This is a genomic window from Amycolatopsis sp. NPDC003865, assembly GCF_053605345.1.
Genome location: NZ_JBSGJA010000014.1, coordinates 1 through 15,404, shown reverse-complemented (window position 1 = coordinate 15,404; position 15,404 = coordinate 1). Strand labels below are relative to the sequence as shown.

15 protein-coding genes are annotated in these 15,404 nt (G+C 72.1%); 8 read left to right on the top strand and 7 right to left on the bottom strand.

Annotated features, from left to right (window positions below):
* Positions 1-144: 144 nt before the first annotated feature.
* The 6 genes from pqqB to ACWEVP_RS29775 form a co-directional block, all read right to left on the bottom strand.
* The gene (gene pqqB / locus ACWEVP_RS29800) at positions 145-963 is read right to left on the bottom strand and encodes a pyrroloquinoline quinone biosynthesis protein PqqB (RefSeq protein ID WP_452065886.1); all 819 of its coding nucleotides are present in this window, start codon (positions 961-963) and stop codon (positions 145-147) included.
* On the bottom strand, positions 960-2,024 hold the full coding sequence (gene pqqE / locus ACWEVP_RS29795) for a pyrroloquinoline quinone biosynthesis protein PqqE (protein WP_452065885.1): 1,065 nt from the start codon (positions 2,022-2,024) through the stop codon (positions 960-962). Before pqqE ends, pqqB begins: the two co-directional genes overlap by 4 nt.
* Entirely contained in the window at positions 2,015-2,281 is a 267-nt protein-coding gene (gene pqqD / locus ACWEVP_RS29790; RefSeq protein ID WP_452065884.1) for a pyrroloquinoline quinone biosynthesis peptide chaperone PqqD, read from the bottom strand. Before pqqD ends, pqqE begins: the two co-directional genes overlap by 10 nt.
* Positions 2,278-2,967 (bottom strand): pyrroloquinoline-quinone synthase PqqC, encoded by a 690-nt coding sequence (gene pqqC, locus ACWEVP_RS29785; protein WP_452065883.1) that lies wholly within the window; start codon positions 2,965-2,967, stop codon positions 2,278-2,280. The genes pqqD and pqqC overlap by 4 nt, the downstream gene beginning before the upstream one ends.
* Positions 2,968-2,970: 3 nt before the next feature.
* The gene (gene pqqA, locus ACWEVP_RS29780; RefSeq protein WP_086670354.1) at positions 2,971-3,066 is read right to left on the bottom strand and encodes a pyrroloquinoline quinone precursor peptide PqqA; all 96 of its coding nucleotides are present in this window, start codon (positions 3,064-3,066) and stop codon (positions 2,971-2,973) included.
* 115 nt (positions 3,067-3,181) lie between these two features.
* Positions 3,182-4,546: a WS/DGAT/MGAT family O-acyltransferase gene (locus tag ACWEVP_RS29775; protein ID WP_452065882.1), complete on the bottom strand. Its 1,365-nt coding sequence runs from the start codon at positions 4,544-4,546 to the stop codon at positions 3,182-3,184.
* 80 nt (positions 4,547-4,626) lie between these two features.
* Here ACWEVP_RS29775 and ACWEVP_RS29770 point away from each other — a divergent pair, with 80 nt between their 5' ends.
* The 6 genes from ACWEVP_RS29770 to ACWEVP_RS29745 are packed head-to-tail and all read left to right on the top strand — an operon-like array spanning position 4,627 to position 12,665.
* A complete protein-coding gene (locus ACWEVP_RS29770; RefSeq protein ID WP_452065881.1) occupies positions 4,627-5,805 on the top strand; it encodes an NAD(P)/FAD-dependent oxidoreductase in 1,179 nt (392 codons plus the stop codon).
* Positions 5,806-5,849: 44 nt separating this feature from the next.
* A complete protein-coding gene (locus ACWEVP_RS29765) occupies positions 5,850-7,472 on the top strand; it encodes a thiamine pyrophosphate-binding protein (protein ID WP_452065880.1) in 1,623 nt (540 codons plus the stop codon).
* Entirely contained in the window at positions 7,469-9,490 is a 2,022-nt protein-coding gene (locus tag ACWEVP_RS29760; protein WP_452065879.1) for a hydantoinase/oxoprolinase family protein, read from the top strand. Before ACWEVP_RS29765 ends, ACWEVP_RS29760 begins: the two co-directional genes overlap by 4 nt.
* Positions 9,487-11,187, top strand: coding sequence for a hydantoinase B/oxoprolinase family protein (locus ACWEVP_RS29755; protein ID WP_452065878.1), 1,701 nt, complete (start codon positions 9,487-9,489; stop codon positions 11,185-11,187). The genes ACWEVP_RS29760 and ACWEVP_RS29755 overlap by 4 nt, the downstream gene beginning before the upstream one ends.
* Before the next feature lies 1 nt (position 11,188).
* Positions 11,189-11,974, top strand: a complete 786-nt coding sequence (locus ACWEVP_RS29750; protein WP_452065877.1) for an SDR family NAD(P)-dependent oxidoreductase — start codon at positions 11,189-11,191, stop codon at positions 11,972-11,974.
* Positions 11,975-11,978: 4 nt separating this feature from the next.
* Entirely contained in the window at positions 11,979-12,665 is a 687-nt protein-coding gene (locus ACWEVP_RS29745) for a GntR family transcriptional regulator (protein ID WP_452065876.1), read from the top strand.
* Here ACWEVP_RS29745 and ACWEVP_RS29740 read toward each other — a convergent pair.
* Positions 12,611-12,862, bottom strand: coding sequence for a hypothetical protein (locus ACWEVP_RS29740; protein ID WP_452065875.1), 252 nt, complete (start codon positions 12,860-12,862; stop codon positions 12,611-12,613). The two genes, ACWEVP_RS29745 and ACWEVP_RS29740, sit on opposite strands and share 55 nt — an antisense overlap.
* Positions 12,863-12,947: 85 nt before the next feature.
* On the opposite strand from ACWEVP_RS29740, the gene ACWEVP_RS29735 reads away from it, so the two are divergent.
* Together ACWEVP_RS29735 and ACWEVP_RS29730 are read left to right on the top strand one after the other, a co-directional pair.
* Positions 12,948-13,922 (top strand): DUF5937 family protein, encoded by a 975-nt coding sequence (locus ACWEVP_RS29735; RefSeq protein WP_452065874.1) that lies wholly within the window; start codon positions 12,948-12,950, stop codon positions 13,920-13,922.
* 13 nt (positions 13,923-13,935) lie between these two features.
* Positions 13,936-15,135: a CaiB/BaiF CoA transferase family protein gene (locus ACWEVP_RS29730; RefSeq protein WP_452065873.1), complete on the top strand. Its 1,200-nt coding sequence runs from the start codon at positions 13,936-13,938 to the stop codon at positions 15,133-15,135.
* Positions 15,136-15,404: the final 269 nt, after the last annotated feature.

The following is a 15,404-nucleotide window of genomic DNA, read 5'->3' as shown; positions in this document are numbered from 1 at the left end:
GACTGGAAGATCTCCCCGGTCGTCCGATGTCTGTGCTGCCGCGGCGCGCGGCGAACGCCTTGAGGTCGTCGACGTCGAGCTGACGTCGGATGACTTGGCCGATATCGACCGGATCACCGCCGGCGCCGCACCGGAGGGCATCGCCTAAAGCTCGTACGAAGTGCCGTCCGGGGGCAGCTGGGCGCCGGCGGCCAGGACGGCGGCGTGCTCGGGCGACGCCGGGTCCAGCACCGGGTTCGTGTTGTTGAGGTGCGTGAACGCCCAGCGCCGCCCGGCGGCGCGGGGCAGGCTCGCCGTCATCGGCAGGTGCCCCATCGCGAGCTGGTCCGGTCCGCCGACCCCCGCCATCTCGTCCGGCGCGTAGAAGGTCCCGTCGAGCAGGACCAGCGAAGCGCCGTCCACGAAGGCGTCGAACCCGGGAGGCCAGCTCTTCAGGCACGGCGCGTACACCAGGACGCCGCCGGTCGCGAGGTCCGAGATCCGGTAGGCGACGACCCACGGGCCGTCCCCCGCGGCCGCGTACTTCGGTTTCTTGTCGCTCACCGGCAGCACGTCCACGCGCAGCCCCGGCAGGTCCGCGAGAGCCGTCCAGCCGCCGTAACCGTCGACGATCGAGCGAAACGGCGACAGCGCGCGCAGCACGGCGTCCGGTGCCCGCACCGGTAGCCCGCCGGCCTCGCGCAACATCAGCAACCCCAGCGTGTGGTCGAGTTCGGCGTCGGTGAGCAGCACCCCGCGCAGCGGGATCTCCCGCGGCCCCGGCCCGGCCCGCAGCGCCGGCGTGCCGAGGATCTGGGCGCGGATGTCCGGCGAGCAGTTGAGCAGATACCAGCCGGCGCCGTCCGCGCTGATCGCGACGCAGTCCTGCGAGCGCGGCGGCAGCCCGGCCGCGCACAGCCGGCACGCGCAGTTCCACTGTGGACAGCCGCCGCCCGCCGCGGTGCCGAGCAGGATCACCTTCACCGGCGCATCACCAGGTCGGTTGCCGGCGGCCGCGCCAGCACGAGGTCGACCCGCGAACGCTCCGGCGACCGCGAGCACACCGGATCGGTCGCCGCCGCGTCGCCGGTGAGCAGGAACGCCTGGCAGCGGCACCCGCCGAAGTCGAGCCCGCGCCGGTCACACGTGCGGCACGGCTCCGACATCCAGTCCTCGCCGCGGTAGGCGTTGAACGACTCGGACCGGTACCAGATCTCGGCCAGCGGCGTGTCCCGCACGGAGGAGAGCCGCAGCGTCGAAATCGCCGACGCCGCCGGGCACGGCAGCACCGTCCCGTCCGGTGCGACGGTCAGCTGCCGCGCACCCCACCCGTACATGCACGGCTTCGGGTACGGCTCGTAGTAGTCGGCGACGACGTAGACGATCTCCATCGTGTCCCGCAAACGCGAAACCGCGGCACGCACGATCGGTTCCGCCGCGGCGAGCTGCTCCGGCGTCGGCATCAGCGCCGCACGGTTGCGCAACGCCCAGCCGTAGTACTGCGTGTTCGCCAGTTCGAGCCGGTCCGCGCCCATCCGCTCGGCCAGCTCGATGATCCCGGCCAGCTGGTCGTGGTTGCGCCGGTGCAGCACGACGTTCAGCGACAGCGGCAGCCCGGCCGATTTCACCAAGGCGGCCGCGGCGAGCTTGTGGTCGAACGCCCGCGCGCCGGCCAGCAGGTCGGACCGCTCCCGTGTCGCGCCCTGCGCCGACAGCTGGACGTGCGCCAGTCCCCGCGAGACGAGGTCGTCCAGCCGGTCGGCGGTGAGCCCGAGCCCGGAGGTGACGAGGTTGACGTAGCACCCGAGCGAGCTCGCGTGCGCCACCAGCTCGGGCAGGTCCGGCCGCGCCAGCGGCTCACCGCCGGACAGGTGCACCTGCAGCACGCCCAGTTCACGCGCTTGCGAGAGCACCGAAAGCCAGTCCGCCGTGGACAGTTCGGCCTCCCGCGTGACCAGCTCCACCGGGTTCGAGCAATAAGGACAGTGCAGCGGGCAGCGGTGGGTCAGCTCGGCCAGCAGCCCGAGCGGCGGTTTCACGTCCACGCGACGACCCGCCGTTCGCCCAGCCGGGCCAGCACGTCGAGGACGTCCTGCTCCCGGACCCCGGTGAAGCGGCTCCCCAGCGCCGAGGCGATGTCGGTGATGGTCCGGGCGCCGTCGCAGAGTTCGAGCACCGCCGCGGCGGTCGTGTTCGGGACCAGTACACCCTCCGGGAACAGCAGCACGTGCGTCTCCCGCACGTGGTCGAAGGACAATCGGACACCGCGCCGGAGCTGCGGGACCGAGCCCGCGGTGATCACCGCGCCGCCCGTTCGATCGCGTCGAGAATCGACCACAGGACGTCGCACTTGAACGACAGCGCGGCGATCGCGCGGTCCTGCTGCTCGCGCGTGACGCAGTGGCGGACCACGATGTCGAGCGTGTCCTTGCCTTCGCCGGAGACCTTGTCGATGCGGTTGGTGAAGTACGCGAGGTCCTCGCGCGCGATCCAGGAGTAGTGCGCGAGCATGTCCGCGACGCGCTGCTGCATCAGGTGCCCGGCGAACATCTCGGTGAGCCCGGACGCGACAGCCTCCCACCACGGCTTGGTCCGCGCGAACGTCACGTAGGCGTCGACGGCGAACCGGACCCCGGGAGCGACGTGCCGTTCGTCGAGCACCTCGTCCCGGTCCAGGCCGACCGCCTCGCACAGCCGCAGCCACCGCTCGATCCCGCCGGTGCCGGCGTGCGGGCCGTCGTGGTAGACGATCCGGTCGAGCCACTGGCGCCGGATTTCCGGCAGCGGGCAGTTGCTGATGATCGCCGCGTCCTTCTGCGGCAGCTGACACTGGTAGTACCAGCGGTTGGCCGCCCAGATCCGCAGCCCGTGCGCGTCGAGCTCGCCCGCGTGCAGCCGGTGGTGGAACGGGTGCGTGCCCCAATAGCGGGAGGAAAGACCGCGCAGGGCCGCGATGAACGCGCTTTCCGCGAGCGGCTCGACGGGCACCGGTCAGTCCGCCATACGGGCCGCGTAGGCGGTGACCTCCATGGGAGTTTCGTACTCGACGAAGTCGGGAGTCGTCCACACCTCGACGGATTCGGTCATTTCCTGCTCCTCTCCGGCACTGGATCGCCGCCACCCTAAGAGCGGGCGGAGACCACAGACCAGCGAGTTCGGAAAGATTCCTTCCGATGGGGGAGCGGACGTGTCGGTGAGCGGGTTACTTCACCGCGGCTTCGAGTTCCACCAGGGCGGTGTCGAGGTGGGTCAGGATCCGCTGCAGGTGCGGCACGCTGCGGCGGCACCCCGTGACGCCGAAGTCGAGGTGGTCGCCGTTGCTGGTCAGCGTGATGTTCACGGCCTGGCCGTCGAGCAGCACCGACGCCGGGTAGATGCCGTCGAGCTGCGCGCCGTTCCAGTACATCTGCTTGCGCGGCCCCGGCACGTTCGAGATCACCAGGTTGAACGGCGGCCGCGTGTTGTTGACGATGCCCGGGATCGGCGAAACGCCCAGCTGCGCGACGTTAACAGCCGATAACAACAGTGTCTGCAACGGCGTCAGCTCCGAGAACAGCCGCTTGCCGTTGCGCATCGACTGGTGGATCGTGACGAGCCGCTTGCCCGCGTCCGGCAGGTCGGTCGCCAGGTTGCACAGCAGCGCGCCGATGTTGTTGCCCGCCGCTTCGCCCGGGTCGTTCTGCCGGCGCAGCGACACCGGCACCATCGCGATCAGCGGCGCGTCCGGCAGCGCGCGCTGCTCGATGAGGTAGTCCCGCAGCGCGCCCGAGCACATCGCGAGCACGACGTCGTTGCGCGACACCCCGGCCGCCGTCGCCACCTGCCGGACGCGGTCGAGCGACCACGACTGCGCCGCGAACCGCCGCGCTCCGCCGATCGGCACGTTGAGCATCGTGCGCGGTGCCTGCCCGGGCAGCGTCAACGTGTGTTCACCGAACGCTTCGCGCGCGACTTTCATCGCGGCCGGCGCCAGGCTCGCGAGCTGGTTGGCGGTCTTGCCCGCCGTCTGCAGGAAGGACCGGGGCCGCTTGACGCGGCCTTCGCCCGGCTTGCGCCGGCTGCCCCACCACGGCGGGCAATCCAGGTCCGCGGGGTCGTCCGAGAGCGTGCCCTGCAGCTGGCGCAGCGCCGAGACGCCGTCCATCAGCGCGTGGTGGACCTTGGTGTAGACGGCGAACCGGCCGTCCGCGAGTCCCTCGACGAGGTGCGTCTCCCAGAGCGGGCGGTGCCGGTCGAGGAGGGTGCTGTGCCAGCGGGACGTGAGCTCCAGCAGCTCGCGGATGCGGCCCGGCTGCGGCAGCGCCGAGTGCCGGAAGTGGTAGTCGAGCTCGAGGTCGGTCTCCGCGCGCCAGGCCACGTGCCCCATGGTGTTGACGGGACGGGCCGGGCGGCGCCGGAACACCGAGCGCATGTTGTCCGATTCGAGCAGGTTCCGGCGGATGTCCCGCAGGTACTCCGGCCCGGCGCCGTCGGGTTTCTTGAACAGCTGCAGGCCGCCCACGTGCATCGGATGCTCGCGCGTTTCGACGAGGAGGAACATCGAGTCGGTCACGGGCATCATCGCCATGGGACATCACCTTCCGCGCTCGGCACGCCGACTCTACGCGTTCGGCGGCCGCCGGTGGATCACGTTCTACATTGGCGAGTATGACCGTCGCCGGCGCCGGGGAAACGTCGTTGCCACCGATGGCCGAGTGCGTCGTGGTCGGTGGCGGCGTGATCGGCGTGAGCTGCGCGTTCCACTTGGCGGAAGCCGGTGTCGACGTCCTGCTCCTGGAACGCGGCGGGCTGGGCGGGGGCTCGACGGCGAAGGCCGCGGGCGGCATCCGGTCGTCGTTCACCAGCCGCGTGAACGTCGAGCTGGGACTGCGCGGGCTCACCGCGTACAGCGCGTTCCGGGAGCGGTTCGGCGCGGAGATCGACTTCCGCCGCGACGGCTACCTGTACCTGCTCACCGATCCGGCGGACGTGCTCGCAATCGGACAGTGCGCGGAGCTGCAGCACGAGTACGGCGTTCGCAGCCACCTGCTCGATCCCGCGGAAGCGCGCGCGGTGCTGCCGATGCTCGAGCCGGACGGGATCGTCGCCGCGCTGTGGTCCCCGGACGACGCGAAGGCGACACCGGACGCGGTCGTGCAGGGCTACGCGCGCGCCGCGCGAGCCTGCGGGGCGACGCTGCGCACCGGCGTCGAAGTCACCGGGGTCGAGCGCGACGGCCACACATTAACCGGCGTTAACACGACGGCGGGGTTCGTCCGGACCAGCGCGGTCGTGTGCGCGGCGGGCGCGTGGTCCGGGCGGATCGGGGAGCTGGCCGGAGTGGACCTCCCGGTGCGGCCGTTCCGGCGGCAGGTCGTGTTCACCGGGCCGGTGCCCGGGCTGCCGGAGCGGGTCCCGCTGACCATCGAGCTGCCGTCGGCGTTCTACTTCCACCGCGAAGGCGCCGGCCTGGCGATGTCGTTCTCCGAGGACGACGGCTTCCCGGGGTTCGGCACCCACTACGAAGCGGGCGAGTGGCTGCCGCGGCTGGCCGAGCTCGCGAGCCGGCGGATCCCGGGAGTGCTCGACGCCGGCGTCCGGACGGCCTGGGCCGGCTTGTACGAAATGACGCCGGACCGCAACCAGATCATCGGGGAAAGCGTCCTGCTGTCGCGGTTCTTCTACGCGACCGGCTTCTCGGGCCACGGCTTCCAGATGGGCCCGGCGGCCGGCGAGCTGGTCCGGGACCTCTACCTGGGCAGACCGACGGCGGTGGACATCACCGGGCTGGACGTCCGGCGCTTCGGCCGCGCCGATACCGCACCGGTCGAGCGGCACATCGTCTAGGGGCTGATTGCCAGATCGTTGAACGATCTGGCAGTATCCGCGCCGTGGCTGTGAGTGGTGCTCGGGAGCTGGTGGACGCGCTCGAAGGGCTGGGAACGGAGATCGTTTTCGGCCTCCCGGGGGTGCACAACCTGCCGTTGTGGGAGGCACTCGCCGAGACCCGCATCAAGCTCGTCGGGGTCCGCCACGAGCAGACCGCGGGCTACGCCGCCGACGGCTACGCACGCGCGACCGGCAAGCTCGGGGTCGCTCTCGTCACCACCGGCCCGGGCGCCGCGAACACCCTCGGCGCGGTCGGCGAAGCCATGGCCTCCGCGGCTCCGGTGCTGGTCATCGCCACCGACATCCCCTCGACGCTGCGGCGGCCCGGCGTCGTCCGCGGGGTGCTGCACGAGACGTCCGACCAGCAGGCGATGTTCGCGCCGGTGACCAAGGGCGGCTTCACCGTGCGCGCGGCCGACCAGATCGGCACCACCGTGCACCGCGCCGCCCGGCTCGCGCTGCAGCCGCAGAGCGGTCCGGTCTACCTCGGCGTGCCGACCGACTACCTGCGCGAGACGGTGCCGCACCGGCGGCCGCCCGCGCCGCACCGCAAGCCCGACGGCGACGTGCCCGACCTCGCGCGGGCCGAGGCCCTGCTGTCCGACGCCGAGCACCCGCTGATCTGGGCGGGCGGCGGTGCGCTGCGGTCCGGCGCGGGGGACGCCATCGGCGCGCTCGCCGAGAAGATCGCCGCGCCGGTCATCACGACCTTCGGCGCCCGTGGCCTGCTGCCGCTGGACCACCCGTGCCTCGCGCCCAACCCGGTGCACACGCCGGAGGTCGGCGAGCTGTGGGACGAGGCCGACGTCGTGCTCGCCATCGGCACCGACTTCGACGGCCTGATGACGCAGAACTGGCGGATGCCGAAGCCGCGGAAGCTGATCGCGGTCAACGTCGACGCCGACGACGCCGCCAAGAACTACCGGCCCGACCTGACGCTGGTCGGCGACGCGCGCGGGATCGTCGAGCGGCTGCTGCCGAAGGAACGCCCCGGCCTGGACGACATCACTTTGCGGCTGGCCGGCATCGGCCGCCGCGTGCGCCAGCGGATCCGCGACGAAGAGCCACAGGCCTACGACCTGCTGTCCACTTTGGACGAAGTGCTGCCGACGGACGCGGTGCTGGTGTCCGACATGTGCGTCGCCGGCTACTGGGTCGGCGGCTTCCACCGCGTGCGGGCGCCCCGCAAGCTCGCCTACCCGATGGGCTGGGGCACCCTCGGCTACGGCTTCCCGGCGTCGCTCGGTGCCGCCGCGGCGGGCACCGGCCGGGCCATCTGCATCACCGGCGACGGCGGTTTCCTCTACGGCTGCGGCGATCTGGCGACACTCGCGCAGGAGCAGCTGCCGGTCACGGTCGTCCTCGTCGACGACGGCGGGTACGGCATGCTGCGCTACGACCAGGACCGCGAGGGCGTGCCGCACCGCGGGGTCGACTGGGACAGCCCGGACTTCGTCGGCCTCGCGCGGTCCTTCGGCGTCCACGCGGACCGCGTGTCCGGCTTCGGGCGCGCGTTCCGGCGGCTGCTCGGCGAGTTCGTCGAGTCGGACGAGCCGAACGTCCTGGTCGTGCGGGCGCGGCTGAAGCCGCCGCTGAACACCTCGCCGCGGTGGTACCGGGCATGAGGATCGGCGTCGACATCGGCGGCACGTTCACCGACCTCTGCGCGGTCGACGACACCGGGATCGCCGCGGTCGGCAAGGTCCTGACCACGCACGACGAGCCGGCCCGTGCGGTCGAAGAGGGCTTGGCCGCGCTGCTCGAGGACCTCGGCTCGGTCGAGCAGGTGGTGCACGGGACCACGCTGGTGACGAACGCGTTGATCGAGCGCACGGGCTCGCGGACGGCGTTGCTGGCCACGGCGGGCTTCCGGGACGTCCTCGAGATGCGCCGCGAACACCGGTACGAGCTCTACGACCTGCGCATCGAGCTGCCCGCGCCGCTCGTGCCCCGGCACCTGCGGTTCGACGTGCCGGAACGGATCCTCGCCGACGGCTCCGTCCACACCGGACTCGACGAGGACTTCGTCGCGAGGCTCGGCCGGGAGCTGGCCGCACGCGGGATCGAAGCGGTCGCCGTCTGCTTCCTGCACGCGTTCACGAACCCGGCGCACGAACGCCGGACCGCGGAAATCCTCGCCGAGGTGGCGCCGTCGCTGAGGGTGGCGTCGTCCTCGGACGTCGTCCCCGAAATCCGCGAGTTCGAGCGCGCGTCGACGACCGTGGCCAACGTGTACGTCCAGGACCTCACCGAGCGCTACCTGCGCGACCTCGAAACGCGGCTGCACCGGCTGGGGATCGGCCGCGCGCCGCACATCATGCTGTTCAGCGGCGGACTGGCCACTGTGGACACCGCCGCGCGGCACCCGATCCGCATCCTCGAGTCCGGCCCCGCCGGCGGGGCGCTGGCGGCCGCGGAGCTGGGCCCGCCGGACCTGCTGGCCTTCGACATGGGCGGCACGACGGCGAAGCTGTGCCTGATCGCCGACGGCGCGCCGCTCGTGACCCACCAGTTCGAAGTGGACCGGAAGTACCGGCTGCTGCCCGGCTCGGGCCTCCCGGTGCAGGTGCCGGTGACCGACCTGATCGAAATCGGCGTCGGCGGCGGCTCGATCGCCCGGATCGACGCGCTCGGCCTGCTGACCGTCGGCCCCGATTCGGCCGGGTCGGAGCCCGGCCCGGTCTGCTACGGCCGCGGCGGTACCGAGCCCACGGTGACCGACGCCGACCTCGTCCTCGGCTACCTCGACCCGGGCTACTTCCTGGGCGGCGCGATGCGCTTGGACGCCACCACCGCGAGAGCGGTGCTCCGCGAAAAGATCGCCGATCCGCTCGGGGTCAGTGTCGAGGAAGCCGCCTGGGGCATCCACACCAGCGTCAACGAAGACATGGCGAACGCCGCCCGGGTGCACGCCGTCGAGCGCGGCCACGACCCGGCGAAGCTGCCGATGTACACCTTCGGCGGCGCGGGCCCGGTGCACGGCGTCGGCGTCGCGCGGGTGCTCGGAGCGCCTTCGGTCGTGGCGCCGCCCGCCGCCGGGGTGCTGAGCGCGGCGGGGTTCCTCACCGCGCCGCTGGCGTTCGACTTCGTCCGGTCCGCGCGCGCGGCCGTCCACGACCTCGCGTGGGACCAGGTCGACGCGCTGTTCGCCGAGATGGAGGCCGAGGGCGCCGCCCTGCTGGCGAAGTCCGGGGTGGACGAGGTGGCGCACCGGCGCATCGCCGAGATGCGCTACGCCGGGCAGGGCTACGAAATCCGCGTTCCGGTCCACGACGGTCCCTGGCCCGCGACGCTGATCGACGAGTTCACCCGGACCTACCGCGCGCTCTACCGGCGCACCGGGCCCGAGGTCGGGGTCGAGGTGCTGAACTGGCGGGTCGTCTCGAGCGGGCCGAAACCGGCCGTGACCCTCCGGCTGGCCTCGTCCGGCGCGCCGGGAGCCGCGCGGAAGGGCAGCCGGCGGGCCTGGTTCCCGGCGGCCGGTGGATTTGTCGACACGGCGATCTTCGACCGGTACCGCCTGGCCCCGGGCGAGCGTGTCGACGGACCGGCCATCGTGGAGGAACGCGAGTCCACTGTGGTCGTCCCGCCGGGCGCGCACTGCGTCGTCCGGGACGACGCCGCGCTGGAGGTGACGGTGTGAAGGTCGATCCGATCGTGGTCGGGTTGTTCGGCAACCGACTGCACTCGATCCTCGCCGAGCAGCAGAACGCGCTGGTCAACTCGGCTTTCTCCGCCGTCGTCCGGGAATCGCTCGACCTGGCCTGCGCGGTGTTCGACTCGCGCGGGGAGATGATCGGCCAGTCCGTCGGCGGCACACCCGGCCACATCAACGCCATGGCCACCGGCATGCACCACTTCGTCGCCGCGTACCCGCCGGAGACCCTCGAACCCGGCGACGTCCTCCTCACCAACGACCCGTGGCAGACGGCCGGGCAGATCAACGACATCACCGTCGCGACCCCGGTGTTCCGGCGCGGCAGGCTGGTCGCGTGGTTCGCGTCCTGCTGCCACGCCCCCGACATCGGCGGCAGGCTCGTGTCCGCCGAGGCCCACGAGGTCTTCGAAGAAGGCCTGCGGCTGCCGATCCTGAAGTTCCTGCGCGCGGGCGAGGTCAACGCCGACCTGGAACGGCTGATCCGGGCCAACGTGCGGACGCCGGAGGAGACCATCGGCGACCTGTACGCGCAGGTCACCGGCAACGAGGTCGGTGCGGCGAGCCTGCTGCGGCTCCTCGGAGAACTCGGTCTGGACAGCCTCGACGACGTCGCCGCCGAGATCATGAACCGGTCCGAGAAAGCACTGCGCGACGCCCTGCGGAAGCTGCCGGACGGCGTCTACACCAACGAAATCGCCACCGACGGCTTCGACGACGAAGAGATCGTCCTGCGCGTCACGGCCACTGTGGACGGTGACGGGATCCACCTGGACTTCGCGGGCTCGTCGCCGCAGAGCCGGCGCGGGATCAACGTCGTGCTGAACTACACGCGGGCGTACGCGTCGTTCGCCGTCAAGGCCGCGATCGCGCCGGAGGTGCCGCACAACGCCGGCTCGTTCCGGCCGGTGCACGTCACCGCGCCCGAGGGCTCGGTGCTGAACTGCCTGCCGCCCGCGCCGGTCGCGTCCCGGCACCTGATCGGGCACTTCCTGCCGTCGCTGCTGATCGGCGCGCTGCCCGGGGCGGCGATCGCGCCGAGCGCGGACGCGTTGTGGATGACCATCTGGCGCGGGCCGGGGTTCATGCTGAACGTCTTCCAGACCGGCGGGATGGGCGCCCGCGCCGACAAGGACGGCCTGAACACCACCGGGTTCCCGAGCGGTCTGCGCTCGACGCCGACCGAGGTCGTCGAAACCATGGCGCCGCTGGTCCAGTACGCGCGCGAACTACGGGTGGACTCCGGGGGCGCCGGCCGGCGGCGGGGCGGTCTCGGACAGGTGACCACGATGGGCGCACCCGGCGTGACTTCCTGGAGCGTCAACGGCAACGTCGACCGGGTGCGGGCCGCGGCGTCCGGAGTGGACGGCGGGGAGCCCGGTGCTCCCGGTCGCTTCGGCTTGTCCGGCGGGACGGATCTGCCCGCGAAGAGCCGGGTCACGCTGGCGCCGGAGTCTGTTGTGGACGTCACGTTGCCCGGTGGCGGAGGCTACGGGCCACCGCGTGAACGGCCGGTGGACGCGGTCCTCGCCGACGTCGTCGAGGGGTACGTCTCGGTGGCGGCGGCACGCGAAGTCTACGGCGTCGAGGTGCGGTTCCACGGCGATCCCGCGGCGCTCGTCCGGCTGCCGGAGGACTACGCGGTCGACGAAGAGCAGACAGCACGACTGAGAGCGGGGAAGTGACATGGGTCGGTTGGCCGACAAGGTGGCGGTCGTCTTCGGCGGCGCGCGGGGCATCGGCCTCGCCACGGTGAAGGAGTTCCTCGCCGAAGGTGCGACGGTGTTCGCTTCCGACATCCGTGAGCCCGCGGAGTCCGTGGCGGGCTACCGGCACTCCATAGTGGACGCCACGGACGAAGCCGCCGTGCAGGCGTTCGTCGACGGCGTGCTCGCCGAAACCGGCCGCATCGACGTGCTGTTCAACAACGTCGGCATCCACCTCGGCAAGCCGCTCGCCGACACCACGCTGGCCGAGTTCGACCACATCTTCGCGCTCAACGTCCGCGCCGCCTTCCTCGGCACCCGCGCCGTGCTGCCGCACATGATCGAGGCACGGGCCGGCAGCATCATCACGACGTCGTCGAACGGCGGCGTGATGGGCCGTCCCGGGGATCCGGTCTACAACGCCACGAAGCACGCGCTGGTCGGGCTGACCAAGTCGATCGCCGTCGCGCACGCGCACCAGGGCATTCGCGCCAACACGGTGAACCCCGGCGCGATCGACACCGACATGCTGCGCAGCACCCTGAACTCGCCGGAGGAGTTCGAAACCAAGCAGCACCAGCTGGTCGCGAGCACGCCCGCGGCGCGGGTCGGCGAAGCGTGGGAGGTCGCGAAGGCCGTCGTGTTCCTGGCCAGTGACGAATCGCGGTTCATCAACGGCGTCGTGCTGCCGATCGACGGCGCGAAGGCCGCGGGCGCGATGCCGGGCAACCGCTACAGCCTCGACTTCGACCTCGGCGTCAGGTAGCGCCGTGTCCGTCGACGCTTCGGGGCTGGAGAGCGAGCGGCACCTGCTCGAGCGCAGCGGCACGGCCGAACGGGTCGCCGCGATCCTGCGCCAGTACATCACCGACGGCGTCTTCGCCCCCGGTGAACGGCTTTCGGAGCCGGTGATCAGCTCGGCGCTCGGTGTTTCGCGCAACACGCTGCGCGAGTCGTTCCAGCTGCTGGCCCACGAGCGGCTGGCGGTGCACGAGCTGAACCGCGGCGTGTTCGTCCGCGAACTGACCACCGAGGACATCGAGGACCTGTACGTCGTCCGCCGGGCCACCGAATGCGGCGCTCTCCGGCGGGCGGCCGAACTGTCCACCGTGGACTTGACGCCGGTCGAGCTCGCGCTGCGCGACGGCCGGGCGGCGGCCGCGGCCGCGGACTGGCCCGCGGTCGGCACCGCCAGCATCCACTTCCACCAGGCGCTCGCCGACCTCGCGGGCAGCGAGCGCATCTCCGCGACCATGCGCCAGGTGCTCGCCGAGACGCGGCTGTTCTTCGTCCTCAACGAGAACACGCGCGAGTTCTACGAGCCGTTCCTCGGCTGCCACGAGCGGATCCTGCGCGACCTGCGGGCCGGCCGGTTCGCGGCGGCCGAAGCCGCGCTGGACCGCTACCTCCGGGACGCCGAGGCGCGGCTGCTGGCGCTGAGCACACCCACGACGTAAGGAACGTGGACGACGAACGGCTTGCGGTAGGTGGTCGCGCGGTACACCCCGTCGGGGCCGGCCGACCAGCTGCGCCAGGTGATGGTGCGGACGACGGCGGACACGGCGCACCCGGCGGACCCGGCCGCGGCGGGCGGTGCCGAAGCGAGGAACACCGCGGTGACGGCGGCCAGGGTCCACGCGCGTCCTCGGAACACCGCACCAGTCAACCCCGCGGCGGCCACCGGCCGGAAAGGATTCGAGCCGGTTCAAATCCACGACGGCGGCTGTTACCGTCGATCGGTGTTCACGCTGCGGGTCGACGCGGAGACGGTGGCCAGGACCCGGTTCTCGCCCTCGCTCGCGGCGGAGTCCCTGGCCTGGCTGAAGCTCGCCGCCGGCCCGGCGCGCCACCCCGTGTTCGGGGACCCCGGCCCGCTCGCCCGCGCCGCCCTCGCCCACCCCGACGTCGCGTTGCTGCTGGACCTGCTGCCGCGCCCCGGCGAGATCTACACGCCCGACCTGCTGACCCCGCAGCCCGGAACGGCCACCCGCCACCGCGACCTGCTCGACGAGCAGCTCGCGCGCATCGAGGCGACACCGCAGGACGAGCTCGAGGAGCAGGTGCTCTCGCACACGAGCGCGCACTGGAGCAGGCCGCTGCCGGTCGCCGCCCGCCGGGCCGCGGAGTCGGGCACGATGCCGCGGCGCCTGGCCAACGGGCTCGCCCGGTTCTGGCGCGACGCGCTGGCCGAGGGCTGGGCCGGCCTGCAGTCGGTCCTCGACCGGGACATCACCCACCGCGCGACGACCATCGCCGGCCGCGGCGTCGGCGCGGCGCTCGGGACACTGGACCCGAGCATCGGCTGGGCGGGCGACGCGATCACCCTCGACAAGCCGTTCGACGGCGAGGCCGACGTCACCGGCCGCGAGCTGGTCCTCGCGCCCGGCGTGCTCAGCTGGCCGGTGATCAGCGTGCAGGTCGACGTGCCGGGACAGGTCGTGCTCGGCTACCCGGCGCACGGGATCGGGACGGGCGGGACACCGCCGCCGGACCGGCTCGCGCCGGTGGTCGGGGCGGCCAGGGCGGCGCTGCTGGCGGACCTGGAAACCGCGCGGTCGACGGCCGAACTCGCCACGCGGTCGGGGTACGCGCCGGGCACCGTCTCCTACCACCTCGGCGCGCTGCACCGCGCGGGTCTCGTCAGCCGGAGCCGGGACGGGCGGTTCGTGCTCTACCAGCGGACCCCGCAGGCCGTCGTCCTCCTGGACGGGTGATAGGGAAAAGGACATGATGCCTGCCGACCACGCCGGATTCCGCCCGCTGGACGGGATCAAGGTCGTCGACCTGTCCCGCATCCTCGCCGGGCCGTACTGCACGCAGTACCTCGGCGAGATGGGCGCGGACGTGGTGAAGGTCGAGCCGCCCGGGCACGGCGACGACACCCGCGGCTGGGGACCGCCGTTCGTCGGCGAGAGCGACGAGGCCGTGTACTACCTGGCGGCGAACCGGAACAAGCGCGGGATCGTGCTCGACCTCAAGAGCGACCGCGGCCGCGAGGCGCTGCGGCGGCTGGTGGCCGGCGCGGACGTGCTCGTCGAGAACTTCCGGCCGGGAACGCTGGAGAAGTGGGGCATCGGGTACGAGGTACTGGCGGAGCTGAACCCGCGGCTGATCCACGTGTCGATCACCGGGTTCGGGCAGACGGGCCCGTACCGCGACCGCGCGGGCTACGACCTGGTGGCGCAGGCGCTGGGCGGCGTGATGTCGCTGACCGGCGAGCCGGACGGCGCGCCGGCGAAGGTCGGCCTGCCGGTCGCGGACCTGAACGCGGGGACGTGGGCGATCATCGCGGTGCTGATGGCGCTGCAGGCCCGCCACACGACCGGCCGCGGCCAGTACCTCGACGTATCCCTTTTGGACAGTCAGCTGGCGTGGCACGTGTACGCCGCGGGCGCCGCGTTCTACGACACCCCGCGGCCGCGCCGGATGGGTTCGGCGCACCCGAGCATTGTCCCGTACCAGGCGTACCACGTCGCGGACGGCTGGCTGATCATCGCGGTGGGCAGCGAAAAGCTGTGGCAGGCGTTCTGCGGGGTGCTGGACCTGGACATCGCGGCGGACCCGCGGTTCTCGTCGAACGCCCTTCGGGCCGCGCACCGCGACGAGCTGAACGCACTGCTGGAGCCGGTCCTGCTGACGCGCACGGCGGCGGACTGGCTGGAGTCGTTCGACGCGGCGGGCATCCCGGCGGCCCCGATCAACGAGATCGACGACGTGTACGCGGACCCGTGGACGGCCGCACGCGACCAGGTGGTCCGGCTGCCGCACCCGACGGTGGGGACGTACCTGGGGACGGGCTTCCCGGTGAAGGCCTCGGACACCCCCGCGCGGCCGACGTCCGCTCCGCCGACGTTGGGTCAGCACACCTCGGAGGTGCTGGCGGAGCTGGGCTACTCGGCGGAGGAGATCGCGGAGTTCCTGGCCTGAGAGTCAGGGCGCGGTCCAGTGAAGGTGATCCGCGACGGTCCGCCGCAGCTCGGCGGCCCGGTCGCTCCGTCGTTGCAGGTTGCTGCGCCATCCGGTCCAGTCCGACCGCTCGAACTGTGCACCACGGAGTGTTCGCGATCCCCGTCTCGCCCTGGTAGGGATGGGGGAAGGACTGAGGAGTCTCAATGATCGTGTCAAGCGCCGGCTGTGGCTGTGATCGGTGGTGAGGGATGGAACTCACGGCCGTCGCGCAGCAGTGCCCAGATGAC